Annotated in this window: 19 protein-coding genes; 14 read left to right on the top strand and 5 right to left on the bottom strand. The window is 65.2% G+C overall.

Annotated elements, in window-relative coordinates; genetic code table 11:
* Window positions 1–3 precede the first annotated feature (3 nt).
* Window positions 4–1,797, top strand: a complete 1,794-nt coding sequence (locus tag C443_RS15285; protein ID WP_049944087.1) for a ribosome biogenesis/translation initiation ATPase RLI — start codon at window positions 4–6, stop codon at window positions 1,795–1,797.
* Between the two features lie 58 nt (window positions 1,798–1,855).
* On the opposite strand, the gene C443_RS15280 is transcribed toward C443_RS15285, so the two are convergent.
* Together C443_RS15280 and C443_RS15275 are read right to left on the bottom strand one after the other, a co-directional pair.
* Window positions 1,856–2,071 (bottom strand): hypothetical protein, encoded by a 216-nt coding sequence (locus C443_RS15280; protein WP_005537471.1) that lies wholly within the window; start codon window positions 2,069–2,071, stop codon window positions 1,856–1,858.
* A gap of 68 nt (window positions 2,072–2,139) precedes the next feature.
* The gene (locus tag C443_RS15275) at window positions 2,140–2,661 is read right to left on the bottom strand and encodes an archaemetzincin family Zn-dependent metalloprotease (RefSeq protein ID WP_004514915.1); all 522 of its coding nucleotides are present in this window, start codon (window positions 2,659–2,661) and stop codon (window positions 2,140–2,142) included.
* A gap of 30 nt (window positions 2,662–2,691) precedes the next feature.
* Between C443_RS15275 and C443_RS15270 the strand changes: the two genes are divergently transcribed.
* The 5 genes from C443_RS15270 (at window position 2,692) to C443_RS21285 (ending at window position 5,667) form a co-directional block, all read left to right on the top strand.
* Window positions 2,692–3,105, top strand: a complete 414-nt coding sequence (locus tag C443_RS15270; RefSeq protein WP_005537469.1) for a UPF0146 family protein — start codon at window positions 2,692–2,694, stop codon at window positions 3,103–3,105.
* A 19-nt stretch (window positions 3,106–3,124) separates the two neighbouring features.
* Entirely contained in the window at window positions 3,125–4,006 is an 882-nt protein-coding gene (locus C443_RS15265) for a TIGR01548 family HAD-type hydrolase (protein WP_005537468.1), read from the top strand.
* Between the two features lie 65 nt (window positions 4,007–4,071).
* Window positions 4,072–4,461 (top strand): hypothetical protein, encoded by a 390-nt coding sequence (locus tag C443_RS15260; protein ID WP_005537467.1) that lies wholly within the window; start codon window positions 4,072–4,074, stop codon window positions 4,459–4,461.
* A gap of 49 nt (window positions 4,462–4,510) precedes the next feature.
* Window positions 4,511–5,179, top strand: a complete 669-nt coding sequence (gene npdG / locus C443_RS15255) for an NADPH-dependent F420 reductase (protein ID WP_005537465.1) — start codon at window positions 4,511–4,513, stop codon at window positions 5,177–5,179.
* A gap of 356 nt (window positions 5,180–5,535) precedes the next feature.
* A complete protein-coding gene (locus C443_RS21285; RefSeq protein ID WP_005537464.1) occupies window positions 5,536–5,667 on the top strand; it encodes a hypothetical protein in 132 nt (43 codons plus the stop codon).
* Window positions 5,668–5,715: 48 nt separating this feature from the next.
* On the opposite strand, the gene C443_RS15250 is transcribed toward C443_RS21285, so the two are convergent.
* Window positions 5,716–5,982: a thioredoxin domain-containing protein gene (locus C443_RS15250; protein WP_004514909.1), complete on the bottom strand. Its 267-nt coding sequence runs from the start codon at window positions 5,980–5,982 to the stop codon at window positions 5,716–5,718.
* 115 nt (window positions 5,983–6,097) lie between these two features.
* Between C443_RS15250 and C443_RS15245 the strand changes: the two genes are divergently transcribed.
* From C443_RS15245 to C443_RS15235, 3 genes are read left to right on the top strand one after another with little or no spacing between them, the layout of a single operon-like run.
* The gene (locus C443_RS15245; RefSeq protein ID WP_004514908.1) at window positions 6,098–6,259 is read left to right on the top strand and encodes a preprotein translocase subunit Sec61beta; all 162 of its coding nucleotides are present in this window, start codon (window positions 6,098–6,100) and stop codon (window positions 6,257–6,259) included.
* Between the two features lie 44 nt (window positions 6,260–6,303).
* On the top strand, window positions 6,304–6,678 hold the full coding sequence (locus tag C443_RS15240) for a DUF7532 family protein (protein WP_005537463.1): 375 nt from the start codon (window positions 6,304–6,306) through the stop codon (window positions 6,676–6,678).
* Window positions 6,675–8,075 carry a DUF402 domain-containing protein gene (locus C443_RS15235; RefSeq protein ID WP_005537461.1) on the top strand — a complete coding sequence of 467 codons (1,401 nt, stop codon included), beginning with the start codon at window positions 6,675–6,677 and terminating at the stop codon, window positions 8,073–8,075. The genes C443_RS15240 and C443_RS15235 overlap by 4 nt, the downstream gene beginning before the upstream one ends.
* Before the next feature lie 25 nt (window positions 8,076–8,100).
* Here the strand turns inward: C443_RS15235 and C443_RS15230 are convergent, their stop codons facing one another.
* Both C443_RS15230 and C443_RS15225 read right to left on the bottom strand, forming a co-directional pair.
* Window positions 8,101–9,507, bottom strand: coding sequence for an LVIVD repeat-containing protein (locus tag C443_RS15230; RefSeq protein WP_005537460.1), 1,407 nt, complete (start codon window positions 9,505–9,507; stop codon window positions 8,101–8,103).
* Window positions 9,508–9,552: 45 nt separating this feature from the next.
* The gene (locus C443_RS15225) at window positions 9,553–10,131 is read right to left on the bottom strand and encodes an LURP-one-related/scramblase family protein (RefSeq protein WP_005537459.1); all 579 of its coding nucleotides are present in this window, start codon (window positions 10,129–10,131) and stop codon (window positions 9,553–9,555) included.
* A 135-nt stretch (window positions 10,132–10,266) separates the two neighbouring features.
* Here C443_RS15225 and uvrA point away from each other — a divergent pair, with 135 nt between their 5' ends.
* The 5 genes from uvrA to C443_RS15200 all read left to right on the top strand — a co-directional run bounded on the left by uvrA (window position 10,267) and on the right by C443_RS15200 (window position 19,378).
* Complete coding sequence (gene uvrA, locus C443_RS15220; protein WP_005537458.1) at window positions 10,267–13,245, top strand: excinuclease ABC subunit UvrA; 2,979 nt, start codon at window positions 10,267–10,269, stop codon at window positions 13,243–13,245.
* Between the two features lie 82 nt (window positions 13,246–13,327).
* Complete coding sequence (locus tag C443_RS15215; protein WP_005537457.1) at window positions 13,328–14,095, top strand: hypothetical protein; 768 nt, start codon at window positions 13,328–13,330, stop codon at window positions 14,093–14,095.
* A 173-nt stretch (window positions 14,096–14,268) separates the two neighbouring features.
* Window positions 14,269–16,176, top strand: a complete 1,908-nt coding sequence (locus tag C443_RS15210) for a S9 family peptidase (RefSeq protein WP_005537456.1) — start codon at window positions 14,269–14,271, stop codon at window positions 16,174–16,176.
* A gap of 53 nt (window positions 16,177–16,229) precedes the next feature.
* Window positions 16,230–18,362 carry a pentapeptide repeat-containing protein gene (locus C443_RS15205; protein ID WP_005537455.1) on the top strand — a complete coding sequence of 711 codons (2,133 nt, stop codon included), beginning with the start codon at window positions 16,230–16,232 and terminating at the stop codon, window positions 18,360–18,362.
* 41 nt (window positions 18,363–18,403) lie between these two features.
* Window positions 18,404–19,378, top strand: coding sequence for a WD40/YVTN/BNR-like repeat-containing protein (locus C443_RS15200; protein WP_005537454.1), 975 nt, complete (start codon window positions 18,404–18,406; stop codon window positions 19,376–19,378).
* The last annotated feature ends 35 nt before the right edge of the window (window positions 19,379–19,413 follow it).

Here is a 19,413-nt window from a genome sequence, read left to right as displayed (position 1 = left end):
GAGATGTGTATAAGAGACAGCTGTAACTACGAGTGCATGAACTACTGCCCGCCCAACCGCAGCGGGAAGGAGTGTATCGTCAAGCGTGAAGACGAGTACGAGGAGGACGAGCCCTTTGAGGGCCAGCCCGACCAAGTCCGCATCTCCGAGGAAATCTGTCTGGGCGAGTCCTGCGGTATCTGCGTGAACAAGTGTCCGTTCGACGCGATCGAGATCATCAACCTCCCACAGGAGCTGACCGACGAGCCGGTCCACCGCTACGGGGAGAACGCCTTCGCGCTGTACGGGCTCCCGAGCCCTGCTGAGGGGCAGGTCACCGGGATTCTCGGCCCGAACGGTATCGGGAAGACCACCGCTGTGCGGATCCTCGCCGACGAGATGCAGCCCAATCTGGGCCGCTACGGCGAGGAACCGAACTGGGACGAAATTCTCGACGAGTACCGCGGGACCGCCCTGCAGGAGTATCTCGAACAGATGCGCGACGGCGACGTGAGCGTCGCCCGCAAGCCCCAGTACGTCGACCGGATTCCGGACCAGTTCGACGGCAAGGCAAGCGAACTACTGAACCAGACCGACGAGCGCGGCGAGCTCGACTATCTCATCGAGCGAACCGGCATCGGTCCGGTCGTCGACAACCACATCGACGACCTCTCCGGCGGGGAGCTCCAGCGGGTCGCGCTCGTCGCCACGCTGGCGCGGGACGCAGACTTCTACTTCCTCGACGAGATCACGCCGTATCTGGATATCGGCCAGCGGATGACCGCCGCGCGGCTCATCCGGGAACTCGCCGAAGACGAGGACCGCTCGATGCTCGTCGTCGAGCACGACCTCGCGATTCTGGATCTGCTCGCGGACAACATCAACGTCGCCTACGGGACGCCCGGCGCGTTCGGTATCATCACGCCGCCCAAATCGACGAAGAAGGGCATCAACGAGTACCTCTCGGGCTACCTCGAAAACGAGAATATGCGCGTCCGCCAGACGGAAATCGAGTTCGAGGAACACGCACCGCGGACCGCCTCCACCGGCGACGTGGTCATCGAGTACCCCGAACTCCAGAAGAGCTACGGCGACGGCGAGTTCTCGCTTGATGTCGAGGCCGGGACCATCCGCGAGAGCGAAGTGCTTGGCGTTGTCGGCCCGAACGGGATCGGGAAGTCCACGTTCGCGAAGATGCTTGCCGGCCGACTCGAACCGACGGCGGGCGACATCGACACCAGCCTCGACATCGCCTACAAGCCCCAGTACATCGAGATCGACCAGCCGATGCGGGTCGACGCGTTCCTCGCGTCGATTACGGACGACTTCGGGAGTTCCTACTGGAACACCGAAATCGCCCAGCCGCTGCAGCTCGAATCGGTGATGGAACAGCAACTCACCGACCTCTCCGGCGGGGAGCGACAGCGAGTCGCCATCGCGGCCTGCCTCTCGAAGGACGCCGACCTCTACCTGCTGGACGAACCCTCTGCCCATCTGGACGTGGAACAGCGGGTGATGGCGACGTCCGCCATCCGTCGCTACGCCGAGAACCACGACGCGACAGCGATGGTCATCGATCACGACATCTACATGATCGACCTGCTGGCCGATCGCCTGCTCGTCTTCGATGGCGAGCCGGCCAAGAACGGCCACGCTGCGCCGCCACAGGGCATGCGCGAGGGCATGAACGAGTTCCTCCAGAACCTCGACATCACGTTCCGCCGCGACGAGCGGACCTCCCGGCCACGAATCAACAAGCCCGACTCGCAGCTGGACCGCGAGCAGAAGAACGCCGGCGAGTACTACTACGCGCCGTAGGCACAGCGTGGTCGGGACTGGAGACAGCAGGATTGGACCGCATTATACCCTACGAGAATTACGCCGCGGGATCACTGTCACTGCCCGTCTCAGACCCCGCAACCGCATCGTCTAATCCGTCGGCGACTTCTTCTGGATCGAACTCCTCGTCAGGGTCGAGTTCGCGGTCCGTCTGCTCGTCTGTCTGGGACTCAGTAACCGCTTCATCACCAGTGACCGACACGAAGACCTCTCGCAGTTCCGCAACGCGTTCGGGGGACTGACTCTTGCTCATCGCGTATGTGTACAAGTACCACAGAAGTGTAGGCGCTATACCGAATCAGTTTGGTATCCGTTCGCAAACTACAGCACGTTTCGCTGGCAAGAGCCACACAGCGAGACTTCCTTCACGTCGACCTGTCGGACAGTGGGGGAGAAGTTCATCACGCAGCGTTTGTTGTCGCAGTGTTCCAGCCCGAGCGTGTGGCCGACCTCGTGGACGACCTCTTTTCGAACCCGCTGTGAGAAGATCTCACCGGCAGAGCGGTTCGAGAAGCCGCCATCGGAGGATGTCTGGAGCCGGTACGTGGAAATAACGCTGCCGGAGCCACCGAGGTACGCGAGCCCGAAAACGTAGTTTCGACGGCGGTAAAAGAGGTCTTTCGGCGTGATAGCGATGTTCTTACCGCCAGAGCCGACCCGGCGAGCGAGGTCGATAAACTCCTCTGCGCGGTACTGGTCGCGGTCCCCATCATACGCGCCGGCGGGAATGGACTGTGGCTCGTGCATTGAGACCTCACAGTCGTAGACGGAGCGGAGTCCGTCCGAGGCCTCGCGTTTGACCTGGGCTGAGACCTCGCCCACCGGCACGATGTCGACGTGCATGGGAACGCATATGCGCCCGCATCTCATAAATTGTACGACGTGACCGACACCACCGATCCACTCGTCGACCGACTGGCGTCCGTCGATTCCGTCGTCGAGGTCGGCATCGGAAACCACCCTGACGTAGCCGCGGCGCTAGCGAAGCGAGGCGTGGCTGTGACCGCGACGGACATCGTCGAACGGGAGGTCCCCGACGGGGTTCGGTTCGTCGTGGATGATATCCTCGATCCCGATCAGTCCGTGTATGTGGATGCAGACATCGTATTCGCCCGGAACCTCCCGCCGGAACTGCACCGGCCGACGCTGACCGTGGCCGATGCCGTCGGGGCGGCGTTCTGGTTCACAACGCTGGGCGGCGACCAGCCGACGGTCGCCGTCGAGCGCGAGCAGCTCCGTAGCGGGGAGACGCTGTACTGGGCGAAAGATAGCAAGGCGCTTGAGTGAGGACTGCCTTCGCTCGCCCATGCAAGTCGACGCGGTCGTCCTCGACATCGACGGCGTGCTGGTGGACGTGGCCGACTCTTATCGCCGGGCGATCATCGAATCCATCGACCGGGTGTACGGCGACACGATCGAGAAGTCGGCGGTCCAGCAGTTCAAGGATGCCGGCGGATTCAACAACGACTGGGAACTGACCTATGCAGCCGCGCTGTTCGTTCTCGCCGGCCGCGAGTCGGCCGTCGCAGACATCGCAGCGTTCACCGACGCCATCGCCGAACGGGGCGGCGGCCTCGACGCGGCCGAGGCGGTGGTTCGTGACCTGCTTGATGACCCCGCAGAAGACCGGGTTTTCGACGCCTGGGACCGCGAACAACTCCGGGACGTGTTCCAGACGCTGTATCTCGGCACCGATCTCTATCGCGATATCGAGGGCGGCGAGCCGCCGTTTGCCGCACCAGGCTACATCCACGACGAGCCGCTGCTGGTCGACGACGAGACGCTGTCGGCCCTGCAGGACCGCTTCGCTGTCGGCGTCGTTACCGGCCGCCCGGCCGCCGAGGCAGACATCGCGCTGGAGCGCGTCGGCCTCGAACTTCCCGGGGAGCACCGCTTCACCATGGACGACTGGGAGGAAGGGAAGCCCCACCCCGCCGCCCTGCGGACGCTCGCCGAGCGCTTCGACGCCGAGCGAGTCGCCTTCGCCGGCGACACCCTCGACGACGTGGCAACGGCGGTCAACGCCGACGAAGCCGACGACGACCGCGTCTACTACGGCATCGGCGTCCTGACCGGCGGGCTGGCTGGCGATGCCGGCCGCCAGACGTTCGCCAACAACGGCGCGAGTGCCGTCATCGAATCGGTCACCGACCTGCCTGAACTGCTCGACACGGTAGGAGCGGAGTAGCCGCGACAGCTCACCGACCAGCAGTAAACGGCAACGGTTTCACTGGCGGGACAGAGACCTCGGGTATGCGACGACTGCCGACGTTCGGCTGGGCGCTGCTGGTAAGCATCTGGGCCGGACTCGTCGGTGGCGCGGTCATCCGCGAGCCGTCGGTCGATCTGGTGCCGCTGTATGCCGTTATCTGCCAGCTACTCGGTCTCGTTGCGGCCTACTGGACGATGCGTGAGCACGATCAGATTCTCGAATCCGTCCACCGGCCGGGCCGCGTCGGGATGTTCATTATCGTCCTCTTTTTCATGATGGTCCCGCTCTCGACTGTCTTTGCCCTCGTGCTCGGGGATACGTCAGCCGTCGGCGTCGCGACGCAGTGGGTCAGCTATCTGGTGGGCCTCGGGAGCGCGCTGTACGTCGCCTTCGCCGGTGGGTTCGACCGGGCCTGGGAGACGTACACCTGAGTGAACCTGTCACACAACGTTTATTCAGTGGTCGGCCTACGCCGTAGGTATGGACATCGCGTTGCTCGGCGGTACTGGAGACATCGGCCAAGGCCTCGCCCTCCGCTGGGCTGATGACACCAACCACACGATCATTATCGGCTCCCGGAAGGCGCAGAAGGCGGCGAACAAGGCCGAAGAGTACGAGGCAGAGCTGGCCAGCCGCGGCCACGACGACCCGTCGATTGCCGGTCTAGTGAACGAGGCGGCCGCCGCCCGCGCCGACGTGGTCGTCGCTGCCGTCCCGGCCTACCACCTCACGGACACAATCGACGCCGTTGCCGACGAACTCGACGACACCACGCTCGTTTCCCCCGCTGTCGGGATGCAACGTGACGAGGACGGCTTCCACTACAACCGCCCCGGTGCTGGCAGCGTCACGCAGCTGGCCGCCAACGCCGCCCCCGACGACACCCCCGTCGTGGGTGCCTTCCACAACCTCGCGGCCGGTCGCCTCGCCAACCTGGACGCCGACTTGGACTGGGACACCATTGTCGTCGGCAATGACACCGACGCCAAGGACACCGTCTGTGAACTCGCCGAGGGCATCGAAGGACTTCGCGCGCTTGACGGCGGCCCGCTCGCCAACGCCGCCGAAATTGAGGGACTGACGCCGCTGCTCATCAACGTCGCTCGCCACAACGACGGTCTGCACGACCTCGGCGTGAAGTTCCAATAGTACCTTTTTAGATCACCGCCTCTCCTCACCCCATCGGCGCTGCGGGGAGCGGGTTCGCAAACATCTACGCTAAACACGACCTCTGAGTCGCGCTCTACGAGTGCGCTCGGAGTGAAACTGCTCGCCGACGGCGAGCGGTACGCCTGCCGTGGCCGGTCAGCCGCCGGTAGCAGTGCCGTTCCTCATCCCGCTTCTACTGCAGCCCTGCCCTTCCCCGCCGCCAGCGATGAAACGCTGGCGTGGCCCGGAGTGAGGGCCGCGGTTTCATACAGTTATCAGATAGGCACAGACGAGCAGCAAATGCTTGCGTACTGCAGCGGTGATAGTAGAGGATAGGGACGGAAGAGCCGCTCGCAATGGAAGAGAACGGGTTGCGGGCCGACAAAACCACGTTCACCGAGTCGAAGATGGCGACGGCACTCGACGGTGGGCGGATGCTGATCGCTATCGACGAAATCGACGATTCGGGACTGGCCGAACGGGAGTGAGCCAGCCGTCGCTACTGGCCGGTGTGACAAACCGCAAAAGTAACGGCGTTACGCCGAGGCCTGCTGCAGCGCGTCGTCGATGTCGTCTGCCTGCGTGACGCCGACGAAGCGCTCGACGATGCCGTCGTCGTTCTCAATGATGAGCGTCGGCAGGGAGCGTACTTGGTACTCGTTCGCAACGTCCTGTTCCTCGTCGACGTTGACCTTCTCGAACTCGACGTCCGTCCACTCCTCCTCGAGGTCTTCGAGGATCGGGTCCTGCGTTTTGCAAGGGCCGCACCAGTCCGCGTAGAAGTCCTTCAGTGTAACCGTCATAGTACTCTGTTCGTCTTAGCCCGCGGTATCTGATAAGGGTTATCCATGTGTACCTGGGGCACGCAATCGCGGGCGACCCGAAAGGCTTAGTGTTGGTGATACACCACCCTGAAGTATGAGTGGTAGCGACGGCGGCGGACTGATGTCCAGTGCGGGACTGGTCCGGTATTTCGACGCTGAAGACCAGAACACGATCCGTATCGACCCTCGAACAATCGTCGCGACCGGCGTCATGTTCGGGCTGTTGATGCTCGTGCTGAACGCGATGATCGTGTAGGCGATTCCGCACTGTTTTCCTCTCCCCGCCACTGACTCGCGGGTATGCACTTCACGCAACGCGAACAGCAGGCGCTCCGTGACGCCGGTGTCGATCAAGACACCATCGAAGCGGCCTCCGACGCAGTGGTCGAAGCCACCGACGACGCAGCCGCGGAACTCGAAGCCTTCTTCGACGGCCGCGAGACGGTGTACTCGGACATGGATATCGCCCATAGTTCCAGCGAGATACAGGAACACACCGTCGAGTACTGCGACCTGTTCACCCACGCCGACGATATCCGGGGCTATCTGCGCTTCGACACCTGGGGCGTCCCGGTCGAGGGCGGACGCGTTCTGAGCGAGGAGAAGGTCGAGCTCTCGCTCGGGCCGACAGTCCACGGGCGGGTCCGCTTCGCCGCCGACGAGGACGCGCTATGACCGTCCGGGTCAGGGGCATCTACGCGACGGCGCTGACCCGGCTACTGCGCGAGGCGGGCCACGAGGTCGTGCAAGCGTCGGGACCAATCCAGAACCGCTTCGACGGCGAGTTCGCCGACGAGCGGGCAGCGGTCACCGTGACGACGACCGATGACCAGCAGGGCGTCGGTGTCATCGGCGACCACGACGTTGCCGCGGCCGTCACGGACCGCCTGACCGAACTCGGGCGAGACACGCTCCGCTGGGACGACCCGACGTCAGCGGGCGCAATCTACGCCGGCACCGTGACCGAGACGCTGGGGAGCGGCGCTGTCGTCGACCTCGGCGAGGGCGAGGGCTTTCTCCCATACTCATCCTCTGACGAACGTGTCGAAACGGGCGATACGCTCCGGGTGCAGGTCGTCGAGGCGAGCGCGCCGTGGACGGACGGCCGGCCCGTGCTGGACACCACCGTCGCGGTTCGCGGGTCGCTCCTCTCGCTCGTGCGCGGCGGGACCGCCAACAGGTCAGGGACCGGCGGCCCGGCGATGCTGGACCTCATCGCCGCAGAGCCCCGGGACGGCTGGGGCGTCTCGTGGGAATCAGCGAGTGAGGATGCGAGCTTCGACGCGCTGGCAGCAGCGCTCGATGCCGCCAACGACCGCGCGGCGGCCATCGACGACGCGCTTGCGGGAGCCGACGCGCCCGAGGACTGCGCCCCCACCTGTTACGACGCGGGGGTCTCGACGACGTGGCTGTGGTTCGGCCGCGAGAGCCGGTTCGCCCTCGACGAGGCCCGCCGCGAGGTGACGGCGACGATGCCGGGCCACCACCGCGTGAAAGCTGGGGACCGCGCGGCCAGTGCCGCCGTCGACTACGTCGAAGCGCTGTGCGACGACATAGAGAGCGGTGAGACGGACTTCCCGTTCGCGGTGACCGCCCGGCAGTTCGGCCCGCAGGTCAGCGGGTCGCTGTCGCTGGGTCACGGCAAGCCGGACGGCCGACTCATCACGCTAGGCAGTGGCGAGGTCCAGTCGGTCGACGACGACGGAACGGTGACCATCGAGCGCGAGATGAGTCCCGGCGGCACCTACGACGCGCTTGGCGTCCCGAAAGAGGCCGGCGACATCGCCGAAACGAAGGTCAAGGAGGGCCGCTGGTGGTACCCGACGGTGTACCGCGACAGCGACGGCGAGAAGAAGGGCACGTACGTCAACGTCTGTACGCCTGTCGAGGTGTTCCCCGACACTGCGCGGTACGTCGACCTCCACGTCGACGTGGTGAAACACGCCGACGGCACCGTCGAGCGGGTCGACGACGACGAACTCGACGCGGCCGTCGAGCGCGGCCACATCTCCGAGCCGCTGGCCGAGCGCGCCCGGAGTGTCGCCGCCGCTGTCAAGAGCGCGCTAGAGTGAGTAATGTCGGTCACGCGGTGCGAGGTCAATCGCGCCGGCGACGGGCGCGCCACGCTGCCAGCCCGACCGCCGCGACCGCAGACCCGACGCCGAAGCCGGGCCCGCCAACGCCGAGGGAGGTGCCGTCAGTGCCGTTAGCGCTGCCGCCCTCGTCGCCCGTGGCCGTCGGTGTCCGTATCTGCGGGTCAGGGAACGTGTACAGTCCGGGCTGGACCTCCGTTCCCCGGCTCGCGTTCGTGCTCCCAGCAACGAAACAGCCGGCAGCCCGGTGGGCAGTCCAGAACGAGGTCGCTTCGGTGTCGCGCCACTCGAAGGCGAGTTCGGGCGCGGTCGGGTCCGTCAGGTCATGGACCCGGACCCCGCCGTTGTACCACGCCGAGTAACAGCGGTTGTCGATGAGTTCGAAGTTGTGCGCCGTCGTGAGGATACCCCCCGGCGATGGGTCGGAAGTCGGTGGCGGGTCAAGCGTCGACAGCAGCTCGGCGTCGGTCGGGTCGCGGATGTCGTACAGTTCGATGCCGCTGGGGCCGCCGCTGTCGTCATCGCCAAGGTCCCATGATTCGCCGCCGACGCCCAGCAGCGACGCGTCCTCAGTGACCGTCACGAAGTGATCGTTGCCCGGCGGTTCGCTCCGCTCGGTTACCGGGTCCTCGATGGCCGCGAGGTCCTCGGGGGAGCGTCCGCGGACCCGCGACACGAGCGAAATATCGTTCGGGTCCGATATGTCGATGATCCACGTCCCGCCGTCCCAGTACGCCAGATGGGCCCGGTCGTCGTGTACCCACACGTCGTGTAGCGGCCAGAGACTCGTCGGCACGTCGGTCCAGGCGTCGCCGGCGTCAAGCAGTGACCACTCGCCGACTTCCTGTTCGGTCTCGGTATCGGCCACGAGCAAGGGGTTGCCGTTGCGGTCGTTCGCAGTCAGATAGGCGTAGCGGCCGTCGAAGTCACAGTTGTGGACCCGCGTGTCCAGTTCGAGGCCCGCGATCTGTGTTGGGTCCTGCCGGTCGCTTACGTCGAAGACGACGAAGCCGTGAGCGCCGTCGGCAGGGTGGGCCGGCCCGGCGGCTAGTAGCCGTGAGCCACTGACAGCGAGGTCCTGCACGCGCTGTATCGGTCCGCTGTCGCCCTCGGCCAGCAGGTCGGTTCGTCGGCTGAGCAGTCGGGGACTGGTCGGCGTGACGAGGTCGATGAGCGCGACGCCGTCACCCGTCGCGACGTATGCCGTGTGTCCGTCCGGGCTGGTGACGACCTCGTACACCGTCTCCATCTCCAGGACGCTCAGCGGGTCCTCATCGGTCGGGGTGTCGGCGGCCGCTGGCTCGGCCGTCCCGCCACCGGTCGGCGTCGGATGACCGCGGGTCGTCCCCGTCGCGAGGCCGACACCTGTTCCTGTGAGGGCGAGTCGTCGGAGGACCGTCCGGCGGCGCATAGCCGTCCCTGAGGGAGCCAGCGCAAGAAGGATTCCGGTGGGGCGTCAGTTCCCCTGGATCGCGTCGATGACCATCGCCGCGGCGATAATCGGCTCCTTGGGGACAGTACTCGCATCGTCGATGGTGATCTCGTAGCGGTCTTTCAGCGAGAACTGCCCGTCGATGTTGCCGACGTGGTTGCCGTCCTGGTCGGTGATCTCGTACTTGTGGGGAATCCAGCCGCCGAACGGGACGACGTTTCGGGCAATGGTCACGAGTGCGCCCTGAGAGTTGATCTCGGCGATCTTTGCCTCGGTACTGGCGTCCCGAATCTTCCACGTGTCCTGAAGAATCGAGTAGTCGTTGTCGAGGATAACGATGTCCTCGCCGGTCTTGGAGTCAGTCAACACGTAGTTGCCGGCCACGTCGATGATGCCGCCGGCCTTGACCTGAAACACCTCGTTGCCGTTTGCGTCGACGAACGGGAACTCCTCTTTCATCTTCATCATCTTCTGTTTCCCGCGGAGGACGACGTTCCCGGCTGCGTCCATCGCCTTGTACTTGTTACGGATCAGGCTCTGTTCGACTGTGTAGCTGTCGTCGGAGAGGTCAATCCCCGCAATGTCGTAGTCGCTTGTTCCCATACCAATCTCATATTCGATATGGGTGGTAAATCTTTTGCCATACTGTTCAAAATAAAAACAGACTCATGCGAGGAATCGTCTATCGATACCCGAACCGACAGGGTTTCCCTCCTGCCGGCCAACGAAGATGCAAAGATGAGCAAGGATATCATCGAGGTCCGAGGGGCCGAGGAACACAACCTCAAGGACGTCGACGTGGAGATTCCCCGCGAGGAACTGACAGTCGTCACCGGGCTGTCGGGGTCGGGCAAGTCCTCGCTCGCATTCGAGACGGTATACGCTGAGGGCCAGCGGCGCTACATCGAGTCCCTCTCGGCCTACGCACGGAACTTCCTGGGCCAGATGGACAAGCCACAGGTCGAGAACGTCGAGGGGCTGTCACCGGCCATCTCCATCGACCAGAAGAACGCCGCCAACAACCCCCGCTCGACGGTCGGGACCGTTACCGAACTACACGACTACCTCCGCCTGCTGTACGCGCGCGTTGGCACACCCCACTGTCCAGAGTGTGGCCGCGAGGTCGGCGAGCAGTCTGCTCAGAACATGGTCTCCCGGCTATTGGAACTCCCAGAGGGTACCCGCGCCAAACTGTGTGCGCCGGTCGTCCGCGACCAGAAGGGGGCCTTCGAGGACCTGTTCGACGACCTCGTCGGCGAGGGGTACAGCCGCGTCGAGGTCGACGGCGAGGAGTTCGACCTCACGCTGGACCGGCCCGAACTGGACGAGAACTACGACCACACCGTCGACGTGGTCGTGGACCGCGTAAAGATATCGCCGGACGCCCGCTCGCGAATTACCGATTCTGTCGAGACCGCCCTCGAAGAGGCCGACGGGACGCTGAAAGTCATCTTGCCGGACCCGTCCGAGGGCGCGGCGGAGACGCTCGGTGGGTCGGACGCCAGAGCGACCGGGGACCTCGCCGACAGCGAGGAAGACGACGGAGCCACCTCTGACCGCGTCGTCGTGGAGCTCTCCGAGGACCTGGCCTGCACTCACTGTGGCATCGACATCTCCGAGATCGAGACGCGGTCGTTCTCGTTCAATTCACCGCACGGGGCCTGCCCGGAGTGTGAGGGGCTTGGCGAGACAAAGGAGGTCAGCGAGGACCTCGTCATCACCAACTCGTCGAAGCCGCTCAAGCACGTTTTCGAGCCCTGGAGCTACGACCGGACGTACTACTCACGACAACTAGACAACGTCGCCGAGCACTTCGGCGTGGACCTCACGACGCCGTTTGAGGAGCTAGACGAGTCCATCCAGCGGCAGTTCCTCTATGGCACCGACAGCAGGGTCCATTTCGAGTGGCGGACCAAGAACGGAACTCGCGAGAAGACCGAGCGCTTCGAGGGCGTTATCCCGAATCTGGAGCGCCGACACGTCGAGACGGATTCGGACCGCGCCCGCGAGCATATTGAGGAGTTCATGGCGACCACAACCTGCCCGGCCTGTGAAGGGACGCGGCTCAAGGCGGAGTCGCGGGCGGTGCTCGTCGACGGTACCTCGATAACTGCGGTCAACGAGATGTCCATTAGCGACGCGCTGGCGCACTTCGAGGGGATGGAGGAGCACCTCTCGGCCCGGGACCGGAAGATCGCCGAAGAGATTCTCAAGGAGATTCGGGCTCGCCTGGGCTTTATGACCGAGGTCGGCCTGGACTACTTGACGCTCGACCGCGAGGCCTCGACGCTGTCAGGCGGTGAGAGCCAGCGGATTCGTCTGGCGACCCAGATCGGGAGCGGCCTCGTCGGCGTCCTCTACGTCCTCGATGAGCCCTCTATCGGCCTCCACCAGCGGGACAACGACCGCCTGCTGAACACGCTCGAAGAGCTTCGGGACCTCGGGAACACGCTACTCGTGGTCGAACACGACACCGAGACGATGCGCCGGGCGGACCAGATCATCGATATGGGTCCCGGCCCAGGCAAGCGCGGCGGCGAGGTCGTCGTCAACGGCCCGATGGACGAGGTCATCGACACCGAGGAATCGGTGACCGGGGAGTACCTCTCGGGCGAGCGGAGGATTCCAGTGCCCGACAGCCGCCGCGAGGCTGACGGCGAACTCACGGTTCGGGGCGCTCGCCAGCACAACCTCGCTGACCTCGACGTGGCCATCCCGCTGGGGACGTTCACCGCCATCACGGGCGTCTCGGGGTCGGGCAAGTCCACGCTGATGCACGACGTGCTGTACAAGGGGCTGGTGCGTCGGATGAACGACACCGACGTGAACCCCGGCGAGCACGACGCCATCGACGGCCTCGACGACATCGAGACGGTGCGGCTCATCGACCAGTCGCCGATCGGCCGAACGCCCCGCTCGAACCCGGCGACGTACACCAACGTCTTCGACCACATCCGCGAGCTGTTCGCCGAGACGAGCCTCTCGAAACAGCGCGGCTACGAGAAGGGTCGATTCTCGTTCAACGTCAAGGGTGGCCGCTGTGAGGGCTGTGGCGGTCAGGGGACGGTTACCATCGACATGAACTTCCTCTCGGACGTGACGGTGCCTTGCGAGGAGTGTGGCGGCGCACGGTACAACGACGAGACGCTGGACGTGACCTACAAGGACGCGACCATCGCCGACGTACTCGACATGACCGTCGAGGAAGCATACGACTTCTTCGAGAGCCACAGCGGCATCCGTCGCCGGCTGGAACTCCTGAAGGACGTGGGGCTTGGCTACATGCGGCTGGGCCAGCCCTCGACGACTCTCTCCGGCGGTGAGGCCCAGCGCGTCAAGCTCGCCGAGGAACTCGGCAAGAAGGACTCCGGCGAGACGCTGTACCTGCTTGACGAGCCGACGACCGGGCTCCACCCGGAGGACGAGCGCAAACTCATCGACGTGCTCCACCGGCTCACCGACGACGGCAACACTGTGGTCGTCATCGAGCACGAACTTGACCTCATAAAGAACGCCGACCAGATTATCGACCTCGGTCCCGAGGGCGGCGAGAACGGCGGCGAACTCGTCGCGCAGGGGACGCCGGAGGACGTGGCTCGCACCGAGGCATCCTACACCGGGCAGTACCTCCGCGACCTGCTGCCGAACGTCGACCTAGAGGGGCCGCGGGCGGACCGCGACACAGCGGCCGAACAGCCGGCCGCGGACGACGACTGAGACAGTCTGCACCGTGAGAGCTGGCAATAGCTGAAACGGCCACCAACGTTTTTGCCGGTAGCGGACCCTGATACAGCCAGCTATGGCGCAGTCGACAGCGGACCGTATCGAACGGAAACGGGGTATCGGTGGGCTGGCGAAGCAGGCGAATCCGGCGTTCGCAGCGGGGGCGGTGGCCGTCCCGCTCATCGCGTTTGCAGGAGCCGTCGCTAGCGGGAACATTCGGGCGCTTACGTACGTGCACGTGATGGCAGGCGTACTGTGGACCGGCATCGACCTGTTCATGGGCCTCGTATTGGGGCCAGTGCTCGGTGGTCAGGAACCGGAAGCACGGGCCGACTTCTTCGCCTCGTTCACGCCCAAGATGACATTCCTGATGCCGACGCTGGCGACGGTGACCATCGCCGGCGGCATCCTGTTGGCGCTCAGGCTCGGAAAGTTCCCCAACGCCGACCCGTGGCTGGCGATTCTGACCGCCGCGACACTGATTCCGGTCATCCTCCTCATCGGCTACCAGTTCGACGCGCTGACCGACCCGAAGACGCTGGGCGTCCTCGGCGTCGCCGTCGTCGGCTCCGGCGCGTATCTCGTGACGACGCTGCCGGCCTTTGCGATGACTTCGTGGTGGATCGTCGCCACGCTCGGTATCGTGACGCTGCTGTCCGTGCAGGGCTTCGGCGTCATCCTACCGGGCGAGGTCCGTATCTACCGGCAGGTCGTCTCCGAGAACCCGGATGTCGATCTGGTCTCGGAGATCGGGATGCGAAACGCCAGGCTCGGCGGGCTGCAGGGGCTGATGCAACTAGCGATCGTCTTCGTGATGGTCGGCCTGCGCTGGTGGACACCATAGCAGAGTGGGAATATCCCGTGGTATAAACAAGATAGAACCGGACAGTCCAACCCAGCTCGGGTTTCCCGGCTGACTTCGGGCGGGGCTGTCTGGCTGTTCGAGTGTATTCACTCACGGCGTTCTCTAATGTCGGCAGAACAACTACAAGTTAGCCGTCCGATACGTTGTTTCGTATGTCCGACCCTGACAGCGGTCCGACGGACCCCGAGGCGGTGCTAGAGGAACTCGCTGGCCTGCCGACGCTGGCCCATCCAACGGCGTCCCCTGACGGCGACGAGGTGGCCTTCTACTACGACGTGAGTGGACGCAACGAACTCCACGTACTCGATGTCGATAGCGGTTCCGCTGAGCAGTGGAGCGACGGCGAGGTCCCACGGAACGCCCGCTGGCACGTCGAGTGGGGGGCCGACGGTGAGCGGGTGTTCTTCCACCTCGACGACGACGGCAACGAACAGAACGACGTGTACGCCATCGACCGGGACGGCTCGGTCGAGGCGGTCGTCGAGATGAACGGTCAGGTGGTGATACAGGACGTGAGCGAGGACGGCGAGACGCTGCTTCTGGGGTCGACCCGCGACGGGCAGATGAACCTCTACAGCCACCACCTCGGGAGCGGCGAGACGACGAAGCTGACCGATTACGAGCGGGCGGTTCACGCGGGGCTACTCTCGCCCGACGGGTCGCGGCTGGCGTACACAACCAACGAGACGGACGACTTCGACAACATGGACGTGTACGTCAGCGACGCGGACGGGTCGAACCCGGAGAACCTGAAGATCGGCGTCACTGGCGCGGAGGCCGTCCCAGTCGACTGGGGACACGACAGTGACAGACTGCTGGTCTCCGACAACAGCGAGGACCTCTCCCGGAGCGGTGTCTACGACCTGGAGACGGACGAGGTAATGTGGTTCGGCGGCGGATTCGAGGAGGAACCACAGGCGTTTCTCTCCGACGGCGAGCGGGTCCTGGCCGTTCGGACCCGCGAGGCCTCAAAGATACCCGTCGTGTACGATGTCGAGACCGGCGAGGGCCGCGAACTCGACCTCCCGGAAGGCGTCGCGTCGTTCGGCCGGATGGGCGGCGACCCGATGCTTGCCGACGACCGTCTCCTGGCGTTGCACACGACGCCGACGAACCGCCCCGAACTGGTCGCGTACGACCTCACGACCGACGAAACAGAGCCGCTGGTCGAGGCCGAGTATGGACCGTTCTCGTCCGGGACTTTCGCCGATGCCGAGTACTTCACCATCGAATCCGACGGCGTGCCCGAAACGCGACAGGCGGCCGTCGAGCACAAACCGTACGACACGCTGGATATCGGCTGTCTCCTCTATGATTCGGGCGAGCGACCGTCCCCGCTCATTGTGAACCCCCACGGCGGCCCCCGCGGGATGGACAGCAAGTCCTTCGATCTCTACACGCAGTTCCTCGTTCAGCGTGGCTTCTCCGTCCTGCAGGTGAACTACCGTGGCTCGACCGGCCACGGCCGCGAGTTCATCCGCGAACTGTACGACGACTGGGGCGGGGCCGAACAGGGCGACGTGGCCTCGGCCGCGGAACACATCCTCGCGACGCGCGAGTGGCTGGACGAAGAGCGCGTCGTCGTCTTCGGCGGCTCCTACGGGGGCTATTCGGCGTACTGGCAGCTGGTCCAGTACCCGGACCTCTACGACGCCGGGGTCGCCTGGATCGGTCTCACAGACCTCGAAGACCAGTACGAGCACACGATGCCGCACTACCGAACGGAGTTGATGGAGAAGAACATCGGTACCCCAACGGCGAACCCGGAGCTGTACGAGGAACGGTCGCCCATCACCCACGTCGGTAACCTCGACGCCCCGCTGTTCATCATCCACGGCGTCAACGACCGCCGAGTTCCGGTCTCGCAGGCCCGACTGTTCCGCGATGCCCTCGAAGACGCGGGCTACATCGAAGGACCGGACGGGGTGTTCGAGTACCGGGAACTCGGCGAGGAGGGCCACGCCTCCTCAGACATTGAGCAGAAAAAACGGCTGTTCCGCCTCCTCGATGACTTCCTTGGTCGGCGAGTCGGGACGGAAGCAGTCGCCACAGACGGCTGAGTCCTCGGTGTAGAAGCGCTTATCACCCTGCCTGTCGACCGTTTCTGGCAACGATGGCCTGGTCGGGGCGCGCCGAGAGTCGCTGTACGTTCACCGACGACCTCGCAGGGTTCGAAGCCGAACCCGAACAGGAGTGGGACTGTCCACACGGCGCGCTCGAAGACAGAGAACGGTGTCCGTTCCACTGCCGGTCCGAGGCCATCCCCGACGACGTGGACGTATCCGAGGCGTTCCTCGATGCGATTGCTGGAGATCCCACCGCAAGTCGGGAGGACCGCAAGCGAGCAAAACAGTTCATCGGTGCCACCTTCGACGTCCTCGACCTGTCGAACGCGGTGGTCGACGCCGCCGACAACCACCCGGTCGACCTCCGCGGAGCGACAATCAACCGACTTGACTGTACCGACAGCGAGTTCGGCCAGCGCCTCGACCTCCGGGGAACGACGGTCACGGGGACAGCGACCTTTGACGGGACGTATCACGAGATCGACGCGAGGCACGCGACGATTGCCGAGGCAGTGTTTACCGGGGTGACGGCGGACCGGGTGGACATCCGGGACGCACAACTGGACACCGCTACGTTCGAGCGTGCAGTGCTCTCCGAGATTGACGCCCGCGACGCGACAATTGGAACCACAACCTTCGACCGGGCGTCGGTGACCGACGCTGGATTCGATCGGGTGACTATCGATGAGGGGTCGTTCCAGCACGCCACGCTGGAGATGGCCGACTTCGACGAGGCGACGTTCGGGACCGGGGATTTCTACCACGCGACCTTCGACGAGGCTGACTTCCGGTGGGCGGATTTCGGCACAGCGCGGTTCTATGGCGCGACGTTCAGCGGCGGCTACTTCAACGAGACCAGCTACGACGAGGCCGTCTTCGAGCGGGTCGAGGCCGAGCGGCTCTACCTCCCAGACGTGACGCTTACCGATGCGACGTTCGCCGACGCGGTGGTTTCGATGAAACTGGTCGTCCACGACTCGGTGTTCGTCGGTACCGACTTCGCCGGGGCGGACATCGAGCGACTCGACGCCACAGACGCGGCGGTAGTCGGGGCTGAGTTCGCTGACACGACCGTGGCGGACCTGCAGTTAGACGGGGCGACGCTGGCGAGCCCGCAGTTCGAAGACAGCGATATCGACCGGCTACGTGCGCCAGACGTGACCTGTCTGGGCACTGTGGGACTCCACGACTGCGCTGTCGGCACGGTCGACCTGCAACCGACCGCTGTGGGGCCAGACGGAGTCGCGTTCGTCTCACTGACCGAGACGACGGTCGAGGACGGTGTGTTCGGTCAGCCGAACGCAGGAGCCACGGTGTATGACTTGAAGCGGACGACGCTGGGGACGCTCCGATTCGAGGGCGACGGGACAGAGAGCGTCCTCGACAGAGTTGCGTTCTATCGGACACGGTTCGCGGGCTTCGACTTCCGTGATGACGATGCTCTCGATCTGGAGGGGGCCAACTACTGCTTGCACGAACTCGATAGCGCGCTTCGGGACGGCCTTCGGGCCGCACTAGCGTACCCGGCCGCCCTCGATGACGCGGTCGGAGCCCTGGCGGACGGCACGGACCCAGCGGCCGACGAACCGGCGACAGTGGTCGACCTGGCGGCCGAGCGGGCCAGGGCCGGGGCGCTCGATACGGATGCCAGCACGACATTCGAACGACTGTCGGCGGCGATGGACGGGCAAATCGATGCCGCTGCCGGTGAAGTGACGTATCTCCGGGCGAAAAACGGCGCGAACGACATCGCCGACAACACCGCTGCCTCCGAGTTCTTCATGTCACAGTTGGCCTACCGGCGGCGCTGTCACTCCCGGCGCGTCCGCGACAGCGGCGCATCCCTGCGAGAGCGGGCGCGGGCGCTCGCCCGCTGGGGGATGAACGTGTTCCTGTTCGTGACGACCGGCTACGGCGAGCGGGCGTCGTACACGCTCGCGGCGTCGGCTGTACTCATCGCCGCATACGCGGGCCTGTACCTCGCCATCGCGCCGGACCTGTTCGCGAGTGTTAGCCAGTACGGCCAGCTCAGCCTCGGGTCATTCATCGCGTTCTTCCTCGGCGGCGTCGGCGAGGTCAGCGATCCGACCGTCTCCCTGCTGGCCCAGTCCGAGGCGTTCCTCGGCGCCTTCTTCGTCGCGCTGTACGTCTTCGCACTGACACGGTCGGTCAGTCGCTGACCACCGCCAGCTTTCTTCGCCCGGGCGTCGTACAGTCGGCTATGGACACCGTCTACGCCGCGCTCGGGGACCGCGTCCTCGTCGGCGACAGCCACAGCGGCTGGGACGGCGGCCTCCTCGGCCACGACATCGAGTGTATCGCTGCAGGAGCGTCCGAGCCGGGGCGTGCCTTCGTGGGCACCTCGGACGCTGGCCTCCAGCGGACGACTGATGGTGGGGCGACGTGGGAAACGGTTCTCGACGCAGGCGACCGCGTGATGAGCGTCACGGTCAGCCAACACGACGCTGACGTAGTGTGGGCCGGGACGGAACCGAGCGCGGTCTACCGTTCGGCTGACGGCGGGGAGACGTGGACCGAGCGCCCCGGACTGACCGACCTCGACTCGGCGTCGCGGTGGGCGTTCCCGCCGCGGCCACACTCCCACCACGTGCGCTGGCTCGCCCTCGCGCCGGACGACCCGGAACGGGTGTACGCCGCCATCGAGGCCGGCGCGTTCGTCCACAGTCCCAACGGCGGGGAGACGTGGGTCGACCACCCCGACGGCGCTCGGCGGGACAACCACACACTGGCGACCCATCCCGATGCCCCGGATCGGGTGTACACCGCTGCTGGCGACGGCTTCGCCCTGTCGACCGACCGGGGAGCGACGTGGACCCACCCGCAGGAGGGACTGGCGCATCGGTACGTGTGGGGACTAGCCGTTCACCCCGACGACCCGGACCGCGTCGTCGTCTCGGCGGCCAGCGGCCCCCGGTCGGCGCACAGCACCAGCGGCGAGAGCTACGTGTATCGGTGGGACGGTGACCGGTGGACGCAATCGATGGACGGCCTGCCGGGACCGTCGGGGCTGGCCCGGCCGGTGCTCGCCGCTGACCCGGACGACGGCTTTCTCGCGTTGACGAACCACGGCCTGTTCCAGTCGAAGTACGGGGAGACGTGGGTCAGGCGATGGCCTGACGATGGAGACTGGACAGCCGAGTACGACCAGGTCCCGAGCGGATTGGCCGTCGTCTGACCCCGTTTTCTCGGTGAGAAATTGTGTTCATACTA

The organism is Haloarcula argentinensis DSM 12282, from assembly GCA_000336895.1.
In the GTDB taxonomy this organism is placed as follows: domain Archaea; phylum Halobacteriota; class Halobacteria; order Halobacteriales; family Haloarculaceae; genus Haloarcula; species Haloarcula argentinensis.
The sequence above is the reverse complement of the archived record's forward strand: the minus strand, read 5'-3'. Positions and strand labels throughout refer to the sequence as shown.

Coding starts and splice junctions, on each gene's coding strand:
- C443_RS15285 (WP_049944087.1), top strand. CDS start 4: ATGTGTATAAGAGACAGCTGTAACTACGAGTGCATGAACTACTGCCCG.
- C443_RS15280 (WP_005537471.1), bottom strand. CDS start 2,071: ATGAGCAAGAGTCAGTCCCCCGAACGCGTTGCGGAACTGCGAGAGGTC.
- C443_RS15275 (WP_004514915.1), bottom strand. CDS start 2,661: ATGCACGTCGACATCGTGCCGGTGGGCGAGGTCTCAGCCCAGGTCAAA.
- C443_RS15265 (WP_005537468.1), top strand. CDS start 3,125: ATGCAAGTCGACGCGGTCGTCCTCGACATCGACGGCGTGCTGGTGGAC.
- C443_RS15260 (WP_005537467.1), top strand. CDS start 4,072: ATGCGACGACTGCCGACGTTCGGCTGGGCGCTGCTGGTAAGCATCTGG.
- npdG (WP_005537465.1), top strand. CDS start 4,511: ATGGACATCGCGTTGCTCGGCGGTACTGGAGACATCGGCCAAGGCCTC.
- C443_RS21285 (WP_005537464.1), top strand. CDS start 5,536: ATGGAAGAGAACGGGTTGCGGGCCGACAAAACCACGTTCACCGAGTCG.
- C443_RS15250 (WP_004514909.1), bottom strand. CDS start 5,982: ATGACGGTTACACTGAAGGACTTCTACGCGGACTGGTGCGGCCCTTGC.
- C443_RS15245 (WP_004514908.1), top strand. CDS start 6,098: ATGAGTGGTAGCGACGGCGGCGGACTGATGTCCAGTGCGGGACTGGTC.
- C443_RS15240 (WP_005537463.1), top strand. CDS start 6,304: ATGCACTTCACGCAACGCGAACAGCAGGCGCTCCGTGACGCCGGTGTC.
- C443_RS15235 (WP_005537461.1), top strand. CDS start 6,675: ATGACCGTCCGGGTCAGGGGCATCTACGCGACGGCGCTGACCCGGCTA.
- C443_RS15230 (WP_005537460.1), bottom strand. CDS start 9,507: ATGCGCCGCCGGACGGTCCTCCGACGACTCGCCCTCACAGGAACAGGT.
- C443_RS15225 (WP_005537459.1), bottom strand. CDS start 10,131: ATGGGAACAAGCGACTACGACATTGCGGGGATTGACCTCTCCGACGAC.
- uvrA (WP_005537458.1), top strand. CDS start 10,267: ATGAGCAAGGATATCATCGAGGTCCGAGGGGCCGAGGAACACAACCTC.
- C443_RS15215 (WP_005537457.1), top strand. CDS start 13,328: ATGGCGCAGTCGACAGCGGACCGTATCGAACGGAAACGGGGTATCGGT.
- C443_RS15210 (WP_005537456.1), top strand. CDS start 14,269: ATGTCCGACCCTGACAGCGGTCCGACGGACCCCGAGGCGGTGCTAGAG.
- C443_RS15205 (WP_005537455.1), top strand. CDS start 16,230: ATGGCCTGGTCGGGGCGCGCCGAGAGTCGCTGTACGTTCACCGACGAC.
- C443_RS15200 (WP_005537454.1), top strand. CDS start 18,404: ATGGACACCGTCTACGCCGCGCTCGGGGACCGCGTCCTCGTCGGCGAC.